The following is a 14,705-nucleotide window of genomic DNA, read 5'->3' as shown; positions in this document are numbered from 1 at the left end:
ACGCGCGCGATGCGCGCGCCTCAGGATGAGGCGGAGGAGCAGTGCGACGTTCAAAACGACCTCTACAATTTCCCCACAACCTTAGAATATCTCGAACAATCCCAGGCCGTCCGGTGGCGGAGCCGAAACGGCGTCAATCGAAAAACGTCGATTTTTCAGGGGCTTTTCGTCGCATCAAACTTAGACTCGTTCCAGACAGCACACTTCCGGATTTATTCCGTCCGCGCGGACAAATTTAGTTGCCACCTTTGGGCTTTACGCGCGCGCCCTTCCTCCCCCATGAGCGATCAAGCACTTACAGGTGCGACAATTTGTACGGGGACCTCTGGGGAGCGACGCATGCGTCACGGCATCAAGACACTATCACTCACGAAACTGCTGGCGCACGCGACGCTGCTGTCCGCCAGCACGCTGGCGCTGACGCTGCTGGCAACGCCGGATGCCCACGCCCAGACCACGACCCCGCGCGCCTCCGCGCTGCCGCCGGTCACGGTGGATGCGCCGAACACCGTACGCCGCTCGCGCCGCACCGCCGCCACCCCGCGTGCGGCCGCGACCACGCGTCGCCGTACCGCCGCCACGCGACCGGACCCCCCTGCCAAACCGGTGCCGGCCTTCAACCAACCGCATGACGTGCGCACCGGCACCGTCGGCATCTATGCCAACTCGACCTCCACCGCGACCAAGACCGACACGCCGCTGCTAAATATTCCGCAATCGATCAGCGTACTGACCAAGGACTATATCCAGGACCAGGCCTTTCCGGGGATGACCGACGTGACGCGCTACGTGCCCGGCGTCGCGATCCATCAGGGCGAGGGCAATCGCGACGAACTGGTGATCCGCGGCGTCGATTCCAGCGCCAACTTTTTCGTCAACGGCTTCCGCGATGACGTGCAGTATTTCCGCGATCTCTACAACGCGCAGAGCGTCGAGGTACTGAAGGGCCCGAGCGCGCTGATCTTCGGCCGCGGCGCCGGCGGCGGTCTGGTCAACCGCACGCTGAAGGAAGCCGATGGCCAGCGCGTCTATCAAACCACGCTGCAATCAGGCTCCTATGGCGACCGCCGCTTCACGCTGGATTTCGGACAAAGCGTCAATCCCGACGTCGCGGTGCGCCTGAACGCGATGTATGAGGGCTCCGACACGTTCCGCCAGTTTGGCAAGCTGGAACGCTACGGCCTCAATCCCTCGGTGACGCTGAAACCGAACGACACCACCACGATCAAGCTCGACTACGAACTGTTCCATGACGAGCGCACCGCCGATCGCGGCAATCCCTCGCAGGCGCTGAGCAACACCGCACCGTCCTCGACGCGCTTCAATCCGGCGCTGCCCTTCGCACCGAATGGCGACCTCACCGCCTTTTTCGGCGCGCCGGGGCTGAACCGGTCCTATGTCGACATGAACCGCGCATCGGCAGTGATCGATCATGATTTCGAGAACGGCCTCACCGTACGCAATGCGACGATGTATGCCGACTTCAAGCGCGGCTATCAGAACATCTGTCCCGGCGGCGGCGCACTGTCGGGCGCAGTCAATACGTCAGACACATCGTTCAACCGCGCCGCCTATAACAACACCACAAACCGCGAAAACATCTTCAACCAGACCGACTTCACCTACAAGACGTGGACCGGTCCGGTGTTCCACACCCTCGCTTTCGGTACCGAATTCGGCCGCCAGAGTGGCCTCTCCTTCCGCAACACCGGCTTTTTCCCGACGGCCGGCGGCGGCCTGAGCAACACCATCGCGGCCAATCCTTTCGACAGCGCCTATCTCGGCCCGGTGACCTTCATTCACCAGGCAAGCGATGCGAACAGCAAATATCGCCTCAATATCGCGTCGGGTTACGTGCAGGACCAGATCGACATTACCCGCTGGCTGCAGGTGATCGCGGGCGTACGCTACGACAATTTCGATCTGCAGGCGCTCGACCAGAACACCGGTATCTCGCGTAGCCGTACCGACGGCAAGCTGTCGCCGCGCGCCGCCGTCATCGTCAAGCCGATCGACAATCTCTCGGTCTATGGCAGCTACAGCATTTCGTATCTGCCGGCATCGGGCGACCAGTTCAGCGCATTGTCGTCGTCCACCGTGCTGCTCGATCCGCAGAAGTTCGACAACAAGGAAGTCGGGGTGAAGTACAACATCCTGCCGCGCCTGCAATATACTGCGGCGGTGTATCAGCTCGACCGCACGAACGTGCCGCTGGCCAACCCGAACGGCGACGGCACCTTCTTCCTGTCCGGCAAGAACCGCATCCGCGGCTTCGAAACCACCCTCAACGGCTATGTCACGGATATCTGGCAGTCGACGGTGGGCTATTCCTATACGGATGCGCGGGTGACCAGCGATACATCGGCGACCATCCTCGCCGGCAATCGCGTCCAGCTCGTACCCTACAATCAGTTCTCATGGTGGAACAAGGTGCAGATCGATCCGATCTGGGCTGCGGCCGTAGGCATGATCTACTTCTCCAACTCTTACGCCTCGTCGGATGACAGCGTACGCCTGCCCGGCTTCGTCCGCTTCGATGCCGCGCTCTATGCGAAGATCAACCAGAACTGGAAGCTGCAGCTCAACGTGGAGAACATCTTCAACAAGGGCTACTGGGCCTCAGCGGACGGCAACAACAACCTGTCGCCGGGCCTGCCGCGGACATTCCGTATCTCGGCGATCGGGAATTTTTGATGCGCATATCAAAACGGGCGGCCTATTTTCGGGCCGCCCGTTTTATCTCTTCCCTCATCCTGAAAGTCTGACTCATAAAGCGGTCTGGGGCGCTTTTCGACTGCTTTTGCTTGGGACAATACCGCGTTCAACTCAGCATCTCGCTTCTCCGTCCCTCATCCTGAGGAGCCGCGTAGCGGCGTCTCGAAGGATGGCCGAAGAGCGCCGAGCCAGCCATCTCATGGTTCGAGACGGCGCTGCGCGCCTCCTCACCATGAGGGACAGAGCGTTATTCCGCCGCCTCGCGCACGTAACGCGCCGTCGGCGTCCTCATCGTCACCAGCTCTTCGGCGGCGCTGGGATGCACGGCGACCGTCGCATCGAAATCCGCCTTCGTCGCCTTTAGCTTGATGCAGATGCCGAGGATCTGGATCAACTCCGCGGCCTCCGGGCCGACGATGTGGCAGCCGACCACCACATCGGTCGAACCGTCGACGATCAGCTTCATCAGCACACGGCTCTCGCTGCCGGAAATGGTGGATTTGATGCCGCGGAAATCGGTCTTGTAGATATCGACGAGACTGAATTTGGCGCGCGCCTCTTCCTCGGTCATGCCGACCGTGCCGACTTCCGGCTGCGTGAACACCGCCGTCGGGATATTGCTGTGATCGACCTTCACGGTCTTGCCGCCGAACACGGTATCGGCAAAGGCATGGCCCTCGCGGATCGCCACTGGCGTCAGGTTGACGCGATTGGTGACATCGCCCACCGCATAGATGTGCGGGACATTGGTCTGCGAGAATTCGTTGACGATGATAGCGCCGTCGCTGTGCTTGAAATTCACACCGGCCTTCTCCAGGCCGAGGTTCTTCGTATTGGCGTGCCGGCCGATGGCGAACAGCACCTGGTCTGCGGCGATGCTGGCGCCGCCGGACAGATGCGCCGTGAGTTCGTGGCGATGCTTGTCAACGGCCTTGACCGTACAGCCGGTCAGGATGGTGATGCCCTGCTTCTCCATCTCCTTGCGGACATGGACGCGGACGTCTTCATCGAAGCCGCGAAGGATATTGTCACCGCGATAGACGACGGTGACTGCCGAGCCAAGACCGGCGAAGATGCAGGCGAACTCCAGCGCAATATAGCCGCCGCCCTGGATGACGATGCGCTTCGGCAATTCGGGCAGATGGAAAACCTCGTTGGACGAGATCACATGCTCGATGCCGGGGATCGCGGGCCCGTGGCTGGGCGTGCCGCCGGTGGCGATCAGGATGTGTTTGGCACGGACGGTCTCGCCATTGCTGAGCTTCAGCGTATGCGGGTCCTCGAACACGGCGCGCGCCTTGACGGTCCTTGCGCCGGGCTTCTCCACATTGGCGGTGTAGATGCCCTCGAGTCGGGCAATTTCCTTGTCCTTCGCGGCGATGAAGGTCGGCCAGTCGAAGGTCGCGGTCGGGATCGTCCAGCCAAATCCCTTGGCATCATCGATGTCACGCGCGACATGCGAGGCATAGACCATCAGCTTCTTCGGCACGCAGCCGCGGATGACGCAGGTGCCCCCGAAGCGATATTCCTCGGCGACCATGACGCTGGCGCCGTAACCGGCGGCGATGCGGGCGGCGCGAACGCCGCCTGAACCACCGCCGATAACAAAGAGGTCGACGTCGAAGTCAGACTTGCTGGACATGAATTGCTCCGAACTCTGTTTCCCGGACGCGATGCGGCGCGAAGTGCCGCTTCGCAGAGCCGGGATCGTCGCAAACTCCGGCGTTTAGAACTGTCTCGGCTCTGCGGAGCTGCGCAAGCCAGCGATGCAATTGCATCGCAAGGCTACACCGCGTCCGGGACAGGTTCGCCTCCTCAGATTTCCTTGCCGCGTTTGCGCATTTCGGCGCGGAACTGGCCGTTCACCTGCTCGGCGAATTGCTGCGCCCACTGCTGCATATAGTTCACGCTGGCAGAAATGGACTGCGGCTCCATCTGCAGCAGCTTCTGGCCGAGTGGCGACTTGTAGAACGCCGCGAGATCCTTCAGCTCGGCTTCGGTGAAGTCGCTGGCATAGATCTTCGCCATCTGCTCGCCGATCTCCTTGTCGCGGCCGGCATTGGCCTGCGCGACGATCACCGCGACCTCGTTGAGATCCTTCTGGTAGTTCAGATTGCTCGAGAGCAGCGAATCCTTGACGCGCTGGACCATGTTCGGAATGGCGTTCGCATACATCGCGCTCGCATTCTTCATCTGCAGGATTTCCTTGGCGTAGCCGATGGCGGCCGGCGATGCCGGCTTGATCGGACGCTCAGCCGGCGGCGTCGCGGGCTGCTGGGCGGAGGCCGGCAAGGTTGCGGCCGCGGCGCCGAGCACGAGGCTGGCGGAGAGCAGCAGTTTCGACAGGGTTTTCATGGGAGTCTCCTTGAGAACGCAGCCCTAGGGCCGCTCAACGACGCGAATTCCATCCGAGCCGGCGAGCACGATGGTGCGCGCCAGGCCGATAAACAGTCCATGTTCGACGACGCCGGGAATGGCACCGAGAAGCGCCGCCAGACGGGGTGCGTCGGTGATGGTTCCGAGCTTGGCATCGACGATCCAGTGGCCGCCATCGGTGACCAAAGCATGACCGTCCTTGCCAAGACGAACCGCCATCTCGCCGGACAGGCGGCATTGCGCGAACACGTTTTCGATGGCCCGGCGGGTGGCGCCGAGACCGAACGGAACGACCTCGATGGGCAGCGGAAAACGGCCGAGCTTCGGCACCCATTTGCTGTCGTCGGCAATGACGATCATGCGGTCCGAGGCTGCCGCGACGATTTTCTCACGCAGCAGCGCGCCGCCGCCGCCCTTGATGAGATTGAGGTCGGGATCGGCCTCGTCCGCGCCGTCCACGGTGATGTCGAGATGATCGATGTCGTCCAGCGTGGTCAGCGGGATGTTGCAAGCTTCGGCCTGGATGCGCGTGGCCTCCGATGTCGGCACGCCGACCACTTTGAGCCCCCCCTTCACGCGCTCGCCCAGAAGATCGACGAAATGCTTCGCGGTCGAGCCGGTCCCGAGGCCGAGCTTCATGCCGTCCTGCACCTGTTCCAGCGCCTTGGCGGCGGCCTGTCGTTTCAGTGCATCCATATCCATTGGCTGGTCGTCCTCGCAGTCAGATCGGTCCCGCAGGCGGGAGCGCGGCATATCTAGCGACGTTTGTGGGGGAGGAACAGGGTGCAAGACCTGCTTTCCCAGGAAACAGGCCTGCTTTCCCGGGAAAGCCGACTGGCGTCCGCAGAGCGGTCTTGCGGGATCGGGCGTGGCCCGCTAGCGATCCCGCATGACCAAAGCTCCCCTCGTCGTTTTCGACCTCGACGGCACCCTCGTCGATACCGCCCCCGATCTGATCAGCGCCCTCAATCATGTGCTGGCGCGCGAAGGCCTCGCGCCCGTGCCGCTGGAATCGGCGCGCAAGATGATCGGCCAGGGCGCCCGCCGCCTGATCGAGCGCGGGCTTGAGATCGAGGGCCGCGAAATGACGCCCGGGGAGGTGACCCGGCTGACCGCGGATTTCATCGATTATTACGCCGCGCATATCGCCGACGACTCGCGCCCTTTCGACGGGCTGGTCGCGGCGCTGGATGTGCTGGAAAGGAAGGGCTACCGCTTCGCTGTCTGTACCAACAAGCTGGAATGGCTGTCGAAACTGCTGCTCGACAAGCTCGGCCTCAGCGCGCGGTTCGCGGCGATCTGCGGCGCCGACACCTTCGGTGTCTCCAAGCCCGATCCCGTGATCCTGCAGCAGACTGTGGCCCAGGCCGGCGGCGTGATGTCGGCGGTGGTGATGGTCGGCGATGCAGGACCGGATGTGGGCGTGGCACGACGCGCCAATGTGCCGGTGATCGGCGTCACTTTCGGCTATACGGAGACCCCTATCGCCGAACTGAAGCCCGACGTGATCATCGATCATTTCCGCGATTTGCCCGCCACGGTTGAGCGACTGATCCATGCCACACGCCCTTAGCCGCTCAATTAGTTGAGTTTTTCAGGCTTCTCCACGATGGGATTAACCATCTATTAACTATCACGCGCCGGCTGGTTGCGTCATTGGACCTGCGCTCCTATTGTGCCTGTGGGGACTGCGGCAAGCCGCGAAAGTATACGGATTCAACTATGCGTCGAGTATTGGTATTGACGGCAGCGGGCCTGAGCCTCGCTGGCTGCTCATCGTTCTCCATGGATGCCTTCAAATCGGCACCCGAGCCCGTTACCGTCCAGTTCGAATCGACGCCGCCCGGCGCCGAGGCGAAGACCTCGATCGGGCCGGCCTGTACGACTCCCTGTTCGTTGCCGATCGTCACCGAAGGCAATTTCGAAGTGACCTTCACGCTGCCGAAGTTCCAGCCCGTAACGGTTCCGGTGAGCGTGACCCGTGTGCCCGGCGATTTCACCTCGCCTGCCCGGACCACCGTCGATCCGAGCCCGGTTGTCGCCGAGCTGCAGCCGGCGACGCCACCGCGCAAGGGCCGCAAGGCTGCCAAGAAGCGCGCCGCCGCGCCTGCTCCGGCAGCGGCCCCCGCTGAAGCGGGCACCTCGCCTTTCCCCAATCCGCGCTGATGGCGCGGACAGGCGGATCGGACCAGGTTCGATCCGCCATCATCCTCCGGAATAGGGTTTTCAAATCGCCTCATAAGCAAACGCCTCTCGACGTTCGGCGCAATTGTGCCAGAGATGCTGCGTGATTACATTGTGACAAGTGGCGGACGCGCCGTCCGTTGCATGTAGCAAGGCGTTTGGAATGTCGGTCACTACGCTCACCCCCGCACAGACCCCCTCTGCCATGACCGATCCGTTCGGGCGGCGGATTAGTTATCTGCGTGTATCTGTTACCGACCGCTGCGACCTGCGCTGTTTCTATTGCATGTCGGAAGACATGACCTTTCTGCCGAAAGCCGATCTGCTGACGCTGGAAGAGCTCGACCGCCTCTGCTCGGCTTTCATTGCCAAGGGCGTCACCAAGCTCCGGCTCACCGGCGGTGAGCCTCTGGTGCGCCGGAACGTGATGGGCCTCGTACGCTCGCTGTCGCGACATCTGAAGACCGGTGCACTGAAGGAGCTGACGCTCACCACCAACGGCTCGCTGCTCGCCAAATATGCGGACGAACTCGCCGATTGCGGCGTGAAGCGGATCAATGTCTCGCTCGACACGCTGGATGCCGACAAATTCAGGACCATTACGCGCTGGGGCGATCTCGCCAAGGTGATGGCCGGTATCGATGCCGCGCAGGCCGCCGGCCTCGCCGTGAAGATCAATGCCGTCGCGCTGAAGAATCTCAATGAGGACGAGATCCCGTTGCTGATGGAATGGGCACATGGCCGCGACATGGCGCTGACGCTGATCGAGGTGATGCCCATGGGCGATATCGGCGAAGGCCGTATCGACCAGTATGTCCCGCTGTCGCTACTGCGCGCGCGGCTCGCCAGCCGCTATACGCTCACCGACCTGCCCGACAATACCGGCGGCCCTGCCCGCTATGTCCGCGTCGCGGAAACCGGCGGCAAGCTCGGCTTCATCACGCCGATGACCCATAACTTCTGCGAATCGTGCAATCGCGTCCGCATCACCTGTACCGGCACAATCCACACCTGCCTCGGCCACGAGGACGCGTCCGACCTGCGCAAGCCACTGCGCGCCTCCGCCGACAACGATCTCCTGAACGCCACCATCGACCGCGCCATCGGCTTGAAGCCGAAAGGCCACGATTTCATCATCGACCGCCGTCACAACCGGCCGAGCGTGTCCCGGCATATGAGCGTCACCGGCGGCTGACCTGCCCGCCCGGTACCCGCCCCAAGACCCCCGACCAATGGCCTGTCCGCAATCGTCAATTTCTGATTGACGATCGCATGACGCGCTGAAATGGTGCCGCAAATTTTCTTCGCGCAGCGGAAAAAGCTCCGCTTTCTCAGTGGGAAAGACGAGGCTCGCGAAGACCTGGGCGAATTTCGGGGGAAACCGTGGACGTACTCAAATTCACGAGCGCCATCGACAGGCTGAGCGATGCCTTCGGCTTTGTCGCAAAATGGCTGGTGATGCTGGCCTGCCTGATCAGCGCCGGCAACGCGACCATCCGCTATCTCTTCCATTACTCGTCGAACGGCTGGCTCGAAATCCAGTGGTACATGTTCGCGGGCATCGTGTTCTTCGGTGCCGCGCAGACCCTACGCCTCAACGAGCACGTGCGCGTCGATCTGCTCTACTCCGCCGTCTCCGACCGCACACGACTGTGGATCGACATTATCGGCCTGTGCGTCTTCCTGCTGCCGGCGATGATCTATCTCACTTACATGACGATCCCGTTCTTCCTGAATTCGTGGAATTCTCAGGAATCTTCCAGCAATGCCGGCGGCCTGATCCTGTGGCCGGTGAAACTCGTGCTGCCGGTCGGCTTCGCGCTGCTGGTGCTGCAGGGCTTTGCCGAACTCGCCAAGCGCATCGCCGCCCTCGCCGGCCTCGTCAAGATCGACACCCATTACGAAGCGCCGCTGCAATAGCGGCGTTTTCTTTTTGCCCCGCCCATTCGACGATACGCATTCGATAGTTAGGGACCACCGATGTTTTCCTATGGCGTGATGCCCCCGCTGATGTTCGGCACCATGATCTGCTTCATGGTGTTCGGCTTCCCGGTCGCCTTCTCACTCGCCGCCGTCGGCCTGTTTTTCGGCATTCTCGGCATCTTCACGGGGCACTTCGATCCGTCGTTCCTGCAGGCGCTGCCGTTCCGCTTCTATGGCACCATCTCCAATGACCTGCTGCTGTCGATCCCGTTCTTCACATTCATGGGCGCCATTCTGGAGCGCTGCGGTCTCGCCGAAGATCTGCTCGAAGGCACCGGGCAACTGTTCGGCAAGGTCCCCGGCGGTCTCGCTTACGCGGTCATCATCGTCGGCGCGATTCTCGGCGCCATCACCGGCACGGTTGCGGCATCCGTGATCGCCATGGGCGTGATCTCGCTGCCGATCATGATGCGCTACGGCTACGACATGAAGCTGGCCACCGGCGTTATCGCGGCATCCGGCACCATCACCCAGTTGATCCCGCCGTCGCTGGTGCTGATCGTGCTCGCCGACCAGCTCGGCCGTTCGGTCGGCGACATGTATCTCGGCGCCATCGGCCCCTCGATCCTGCAGGTCGTGATCTTCCTGCTGTTCATCGTCATGATGTCGATCCTGCGTCCGAATTCGATGCCGCCGATTCCGGAGCACGCACGCGAGCCGATGGGCTGGAAACTGATCAGCCGAGTGCTGTGGGGCATGATCCCCTCCATCGTTCTGATCTTCCTGGTGCTCGGCACCATCGGCCTCGGCCTCGCAACGCCGACCGAAGCCGGCGCTATGGGCGCGGTCGGCGCCATGGTACTCGCCGCTCTGCATCGGCGCCTCACCTGGCCGCTGGTCGAACAGGCGATGACCTCGACCATGCGCCTGACCTCGATGGTGGTGTTCATCCTGATCGGTTCGACCTGCTTCAGCCTCGTATTCCAGGGCATGGACGGTTCTCACTGGATCGAACACCTGCTCACGGGCCTGCCCGGCGGCAAGGTCGGTTTCCTGGTCTTCGTGAACATCTTCGTGTTCTTCCTGGCGTTCTTCCTCGACTTCTTCGAGATCGCCTTCATCATCATTCCGCTGCTGGCACCGGTCGCAGCGAAGCTTGGCATCGATCTCGTCTGGTTCGGCGTGCTGCTCTGCGTCAACATGCAGACCTCATTCATGCATCCGCCGTTCGGCTTCGCACTGTTCTACCTGCGCGGCATCGCTCCGCCGGAAGTGAAGAGCCGCGACATCTATCTCGGCGCAATCCCGTGGGTCGGCATGCAGATCCTGCTCGTGATCATCGTCATCATGTGGCCGGGCCTCGTGACCTACTGGATCGACAACACGGTGGTCGATACGAGCAACGTGAAAATCGAGATCCCGCAGATCGAGATGCCGGCGATGCCGGACTTCGGGCAGCCGAAATAGTCGAAGAACGGGCTAGCCGTCGAACACCACTTCGGCTTCGCCCAACCCTTCAAAGCGAACGATGCATCGATCGCCGGGCTGCAAGAACGGCAGTCCGGTCCAGCTTCCCGTCGTCACGATCTGCCCCGCTTTCACGCCACCCGGCATCATGTTTGCCAGTGCCACGGCACCTGCGATCGGATCATCGGTGGGATGACCGCCTTCGCGCTCGATCAGCACCTCGCCGTTGACGATGAAGGTCATGCGCAGGTTCGCCAGATCGAGATGCGACCAGTCCGCTGTCTCCGGCCCGATCACCAGTCCCGCATTGATCCCACCATCGGCAAGCTGCTCCAGCTTCGGTCGGGCGAGCGGTTCGCGAAAGCGGCCTGAGACGACCTCGATGACAGGCAAAACCGACACCGCAGCGGCAACCTCCTTGCGCGAATAGGGCTCGCTGCGCTCCGGCAGGTCGCGGGTGAACCGAAAGGCGGTCTCGCCCTCTACGCCGCAATGCGGAGCTTCCGAGACCAACATCCGCGCCGGGCTCGTACGTACCATCCGCGCCTCGATCAGGCCGCGGGTGGGCTCGCCATCCGGCGGCGCGCTGGCCTTGAAGGCGCCGATGGGCTCGCCGAGCAGTGCCGCCACGCGATCCTGAATCGCATGTCCCTCCGCCACCGATGATGGCGTCACCGGCAAGCCGTCGATTTGAGTTCCGTTACGACGTGCCTGGGTGAGAATCTCGGCGGCGGCGGCGATTTCGGCTTCGGTCATGACAATCTTTCTTTCAGATCGGCTCTGCTTATTCACACCGCGCCAGTCCTTCGATCCTGACGCATCATGAGACGCAAGCATAGTGCACCTGTTGCGGGCTTGAAGCGAGACATGAACAGTCGCCTGTAGTATTCATTTGACTGACCGATAGAATCGCTGCGTCTAAGGGAAGTATCATCCATGCGCTATGAAGGAAGCTGTCATTGCGGCGGCATTGCATTCGACGTCGATGGAGAGTTCACCTCGGCCATAGACTGCAATTGCTCGATGTGCCGGCGGCGCGGTGGGCTTTTGGCTTTCGTACCGCGCGAGTAGTTCACGCTGAAAACGCCTGTTGAGAAGATCTCGACTTACCAGTTCAACAAGCACAATATCGCGCACCATTTCTGTGCGACCTGTGGCATCGCACCTTATGGCGAGGGCAAAGGCCCGAATGGTGCGGTGATGGCCGCCATCAATCTGCGCTGCGTGCCGTCGATCGATCTCGCGACGCTGGAGATCCGAAAAGTGGACGGAGCGAGTTTCTAGCGCCAGCAGATATCACCATCATTGCGAGATCGGGAAAAGCCGAAGGCTCTTCCCCGAACGAAGCGACGCAGCAATCCAGCAAACCGCCAGCACAGAACCGGATTGGTTCGCCTCGCTCGCAATGACGAAAATGAAAAGCCCGGCCTCTTCGCGGAGACCGGGCTTTTCGTATCTTCCGGAAGCCTCGATCAGCCGCGGGTGCGCGAGCGGATCATGAAGCTATCGAACGTGTATTCGGCGACCTGCCACCACAGATATTCGTCGGAACGATAGGCCTGCATCGCATCGATGGTCTTCTTGAAGTCGGGATTCTTCGACGAGATGTCCGCCCAGAGCTCATTGGTCGCCTTGAGGCAGGCATCGAGCACTTCGTTGGTGAACGGACGCAGCTGTGTGCCAGACGCCACGAGCTGCTTCAGCGCTTGCGGGTTCTGCAGGTCGTACCGCGCCGCCATCCAGCTATTGGCGTTGGCGCAGGCGTTGGCGAGGATCGCCTGATAGTTCTTCGGCAGCGCGTTGAACTTGTCGAGATTGGTGAAGGCATGGATCGTCGGGCCGCCTTCCCAGAAGCCGGGATAGTAGTAGTACTTCGCGACCTTCTGGAAACCGAGCTTCTGGTCGTCATAGGGACCGACCCACTCGGCCGCGTCGATGGTGCCCTTTTCCAACGACGGATAGATGTCGCCGCCGGCGAGCTGCTGCGGTACGACGCCGACCTTCTGCAGGACCTGACCGGCAATGCCGCCGATGCGCATCTTGAGGCCGGATAGATCGGCAACGGTCTTGATCTCCTTGCGGAACCAGCCGCCCATCTGAGTGCCGGTGTTGCCGCAGGGATGACCGATGAGACCGTACTTCTTGTAGAACTCGGTGCCGAGCTGCTCACCGCCGCCCTGATACCACCAGGAATTCTGCTGGCGCGCATTGAGCCCGAACGGAACCGACGCGAAGATCGCAAAGGTTGGGTCCTTGCCGACATAGTAGTACGAAACGGTGTGGCACATCTCGACGGTGCCATTCGAGGTGGCGTCCAGCACCTGCAGGCCCGGCACCAGTTCACCGGCCGCGAAGACCTGGATCTGGAATTTGCCGTCGGTCATTTCGGAGACCTGCTTCGCCATCATCTCGGCGCCGCCATAGATGGTGTCGAGCGACTTCGGGAATGACGACGCTAGGCGCCATTTCACTTCCGGCATCGACTGCGCAATCGCCGGCGAGGCAATGGCTGCGGCCCCGGCAGCGCCAGCCGCCGAGACCTTCAAAAACTCACGACGCTTCATTCAAGCTCTCCTTTTGAAAGCGTTTCCCCACGAATCCTTCGAGCTTTTCGACGGCGCGACTACCGCGCGATTCAACCGCCGCCGCTCTTGGTAGCGGCTGATGTAACACGGTTATGAAGCGGCGGAAAATGAGACGAGCGTCGTAGTTCGCCTGATTGGACGAAAGTTCTATACGGCATCTGCGCCGGCTTCGCAGGCGCAGCGCGATCAGGCCAAAACGGCCTGCAGCCGATCCCGGATCTGCTTGCCGATCGACTGGTAGACAGCGGCATGCGGGCCGTTCGGCTCGCTCACCACCACCGGCGTGCCGGCATCCGACATCGCGCGAATAGACATATGCAGCGGCACCTCGCCGAGGAAAGGTACGCCCAGCCGCTCTGCTTCGTGGCGGGCGCCGCCATGACCGAAAATATCCGAGCGGGTGCCGCATTCCGGGCACTGGAAGTAACTCATGTTCTCGATGATCCCGAGCACGGGAACGTTGACCTTGGTGAACATCGCAAGCCCGCGGCGGGCATCGATCAGCGCCAGGTCCTGGGGGGTCGAGACGATCACCGCGCCCTTCAACGGCACGTTTTGCGCCAACGTCAGCTGGGCATCGCCGGTGCCGGGCGGCATGTCGACGACCAACACGTCGAGCTGCCCCCAGGCGACATCGCGCAGCATCTGGGTGATCGCCGACATCACCATCGGCCCGCGCCAAATCATCGCGGTCTCCTCCTCGACGAGGAAGCCGATCGACATGATCGCCAGGCCGAAGCGCTGGATCGGGATCATCTTTTTTTCGTCATCGAGCACCGGCTTCTCGTTGATTCCGGTGAGACGCGGCACCGACGGGCCGTAGATATCGGCGTCGAGCAGCCCGACCTTCAGCCCGAGATCGCGCAGGCCGAGCGCGACATTCAGCGCGGTGGTGGATTTGCCGACACCGCCCTTGCCCGACGCCACGGCGATGACCGCCTTCACGCCGGGAATCTCCGTCTGTTTGCTCATGGCTGACGGTGCGCCCGGCGGCTGATGCGGCCGATGCGCGGAGACCGGCTGCACGCCATGGGAATGGCCCGGGCCGTGGCGGTGCGGCGCCGGTGCAGCAGGCGCGGCACTGGGCTTGCGCTCCGCCGTCAGCGCCACCATCGCACCGATGACGCCAGGAATGGCGCGCACTGCAGTTTCCGCCTGCGCACGCACGCTCTCCCAGGCGCGCGCCTCGGCCGCATCCACATTGATGGAGAACATCACCTTGCCATCCATGATGGCGATTTCGGACAACACATTGGCATGCACAAGCGGCACGCCGCGCGGCGACGCCACCTTGGCGAGGCCATCGAGAACCTGTTGTTTCGAAACGCTCAAATGCTCTCTCCCGGTCGGCGCAAGTCAGACCGCAGAGATAGAGGCTTTGCGTCTCATGTCCATGCCAATTCGGTCGCAAATTCGTCATGAGGCCCATGTGCGCGCCCAGAACGGGCCCTTGCC

General features: G+C 62.1%; 12 protein-coding genes and 1 pseudogene. 7 read left to right on the top strand and 6 right to left on the bottom strand.

From position 1 onward, the window contains the following. Positions 1-339: 339 nt before the first annotated feature. Positions 340-2,694 (top strand): TonB-dependent receptor, encoded by a 2,355-nt coding sequence (locus tag E0H22_RS11205; RefSeq protein WP_233025714.1) that lies wholly within the window; start codon positions 340-342, stop codon positions 2,692-2,694. 268 nt (positions 2,695-2,962) lie between these two features. Here E0H22_RS11205 and gor read toward each other — a convergent pair whose 3' ends face one another. The 3 genes from gor to rpiA all read right to left on the bottom strand — a co-directional run bounded on the left by gor (position 2,963) and on the right by rpiA (position 5,793). Beyond that, positions 2,963-4,357: a glutathione-disulfide reductase gene (gene gor, locus E0H22_RS11200; RefSeq protein ID WP_233025713.1), complete on the bottom strand. Its 1,395-nt coding sequence runs from the start codon at positions 4,355-4,357 to the stop codon at positions 2,963-2,965. A 173-nt stretch (positions 4,358-4,530) separates the two neighbouring features. Further along, positions 4,531-5,070, bottom strand: coding sequence for a DUF2059 domain-containing protein (locus E0H22_RS11195; protein ID WP_233025712.1), 540 nt, complete (start codon positions 5,068-5,070; stop codon positions 4,531-4,533). 24 nt (positions 5,071-5,094) lie between these two features. Beyond that, positions 5,095-5,793: a ribose-5-phosphate isomerase RpiA gene (rpiA, locus tag E0H22_RS11190; protein WP_233025711.1), complete on the bottom strand. Its 699-nt coding sequence runs from the start codon at positions 5,791-5,793 to the stop codon at positions 5,095-5,097. Between the two features lie 187 nt (positions 5,794-5,980). Between rpiA and E0H22_RS11185 the strand changes: the two genes are divergently transcribed. The 5 genes from E0H22_RS11185 to E0H22_RS11165 all read left to right on the top strand — a co-directional run bounded on the left by E0H22_RS11185 (position 5,981) and on the right by E0H22_RS11165 (position 10,665). Further along, the gene (locus E0H22_RS11185) at positions 5,981-6,664 is read left to right on the top strand and encodes an HAD family hydrolase (protein ID WP_233025710.1); all 684 of its coding nucleotides are present in this window, start codon (positions 5,981-5,983) and stop codon (positions 6,662-6,664) included. 149 nt (positions 6,665-6,813) lie between these two features. Next, positions 6,814-7,257 carry a hypothetical protein gene (locus tag E0H22_RS11180; RefSeq protein WP_233025709.1) on the top strand — a complete coding sequence of 148 codons (444 nt, stop codon included), beginning with the start codon at positions 6,814-6,816 and terminating at the stop codon, positions 7,255-7,257. Positions 7,258-7,438: 181 nt separating this feature from the next. After that, positions 7,439-8,470, top strand: a complete 1,032-nt coding sequence (gene moaA, locus E0H22_RS11175) for a GTP 3',8-cyclase MoaA (protein ID WP_233025708.1) — start codon at positions 7,439-7,441, stop codon at positions 8,468-8,470. A gap of 215 nt (positions 8,471-8,685) precedes the next feature. Beyond that, a complete protein-coding gene (locus tag E0H22_RS11170) occupies positions 8,686-9,195 on the top strand; it encodes a TRAP transporter small permease subunit (protein ID WP_430715273.1) in 510 nt (169 codons plus the stop codon). A 60-nt stretch (positions 9,196-9,255) separates the two neighbouring features. Next, positions 9,256-10,665, top strand: a complete 1,410-nt coding sequence (locus E0H22_RS11165) for a TRAP transporter large permease (protein WP_233025706.1) — start codon at positions 9,256-9,258, stop codon at positions 10,663-10,665. Positions 10,666-10,677: 12 nt separating this feature from the next. Here the strand turns inward: E0H22_RS11165 and E0H22_RS11160 are convergent, their stop codons facing one another. Further along, positions 10,678-11,421, bottom strand: coding sequence for a 2-keto-4-pentenoate hydratase (locus E0H22_RS11160; protein WP_233025705.1), 744 nt, complete (start codon positions 11,419-11,421; stop codon positions 10,678-10,680). A gap of 180 nt (positions 11,422-11,601) precedes the next feature. On the opposite strand from E0H22_RS11160, the pseudogene E0H22_RS11155 reads away from it, so the two are divergent. Continuing rightward, positions 11,602-11,949, top strand: a pseudogene (locus tag E0H22_RS11155) (GFA family protein). A 188-nt stretch (positions 11,950-12,137) separates the two neighbouring features. Here E0H22_RS11155 and E0H22_RS11150 read toward each other — a convergent pair. Both E0H22_RS11150 and E0H22_RS11145 read right to left on the bottom strand, forming a co-directional pair. Continuing rightward, positions 12,138-13,229 carry a TRAP transporter substrate-binding protein gene (locus E0H22_RS11150; RefSeq protein ID WP_233025704.1) on the bottom strand — a complete coding sequence of 364 codons (1,092 nt, stop codon included), beginning with the start codon at positions 13,227-13,229 and terminating at the stop codon, positions 12,138-12,140. A 207-nt stretch (positions 13,230-13,436) separates the two neighbouring features. Further along, entirely contained in the window at positions 13,437-14,582 is a 1,146-nt protein-coding gene (locus tag E0H22_RS11145) for an Mrp/NBP35 family ATP-binding protein (RefSeq protein WP_233025703.1), read from the bottom strand. Positions 14,583-14,705: the final 123 nt, after the last annotated feature.

Origin of the sequence: Rhodopseudomonas boonkerdii, from assembly GCF_021184025.1 — a bacterium.
Lineage (GTDB): Bacteria > Pseudomonadota > Alphaproteobacteria > Rhizobiales > Xanthobacteraceae > Tardiphaga > Tardiphaga boonkerdii.
The sequence above is the reverse complement of the archived record's forward strand: the minus strand, read 5'-3'. Positions and strand labels throughout refer to the sequence as shown.

Excerpts from the sequence above, each read along its gene's own strand:
- E0H22_RS11205 (WP_233025714.1), top strand. The coding sequence starts at position 340 with ATGCGTCACGGCATCAAGACACTATCACTCACGAAACTGCTGGCGCAC.
- gor (WP_233025713.1), bottom strand. The coding sequence starts at position 4,357 with ATGTCCAGCAAGTCTGACTTCGACGTCGACCTCTTTGTTATCGGCGGT.
- E0H22_RS11195 (WP_233025712.1), bottom strand. The coding sequence starts at position 5,070 with ATGAAAACCCTGTCGAAACTGCTGCTCTCCGCCAGCCTCGTGCTCGGC.
- rpiA (WP_233025711.1), bottom strand. The coding sequence starts at position 5,793 with ATGGATATGGATGCACTGAAACGACAGGCCGCCGCCAAGGCGCTGGAA.
- E0H22_RS11185 (WP_233025710.1), top strand. The coding sequence starts at position 5,981 with ATGACCAAAGCTCCCCTCGTCGTTTTCGACCTCGACGGCACCCTCGTC.
- E0H22_RS11180 (WP_233025709.1), top strand. The coding sequence starts at position 6,814 with ATGCGTCGAGTATTGGTATTGACGGCAGCGGGCCTGAGCCTCGCTGGC.
- moaA (WP_233025708.1), top strand. The coding sequence starts at position 7,439 with ATGTCGGTCACTACGCTCACCCCCGCACAGACCCCCTCTGCCATGACC.
- E0H22_RS11165 (WP_233025706.1), top strand. The coding sequence starts at position 9,256 with ATGTTTTCCTATGGCGTGATGCCCCCGCTGATGTTCGGCACCATGATC.
- E0H22_RS11160 (WP_233025705.1), bottom strand. The coding sequence starts at position 11,421 with ATGACCGAAGCCGAAATCGCCGCCGCCGCCGAGATTCTCACCCAGGCA.
- E0H22_RS11150 (WP_233025704.1), bottom strand. The coding sequence starts at position 13,229 with ATGAAGCGTCGTGAGTTTTTGAAGGTCTCGGCGGCTGGCGCTGCCGGG.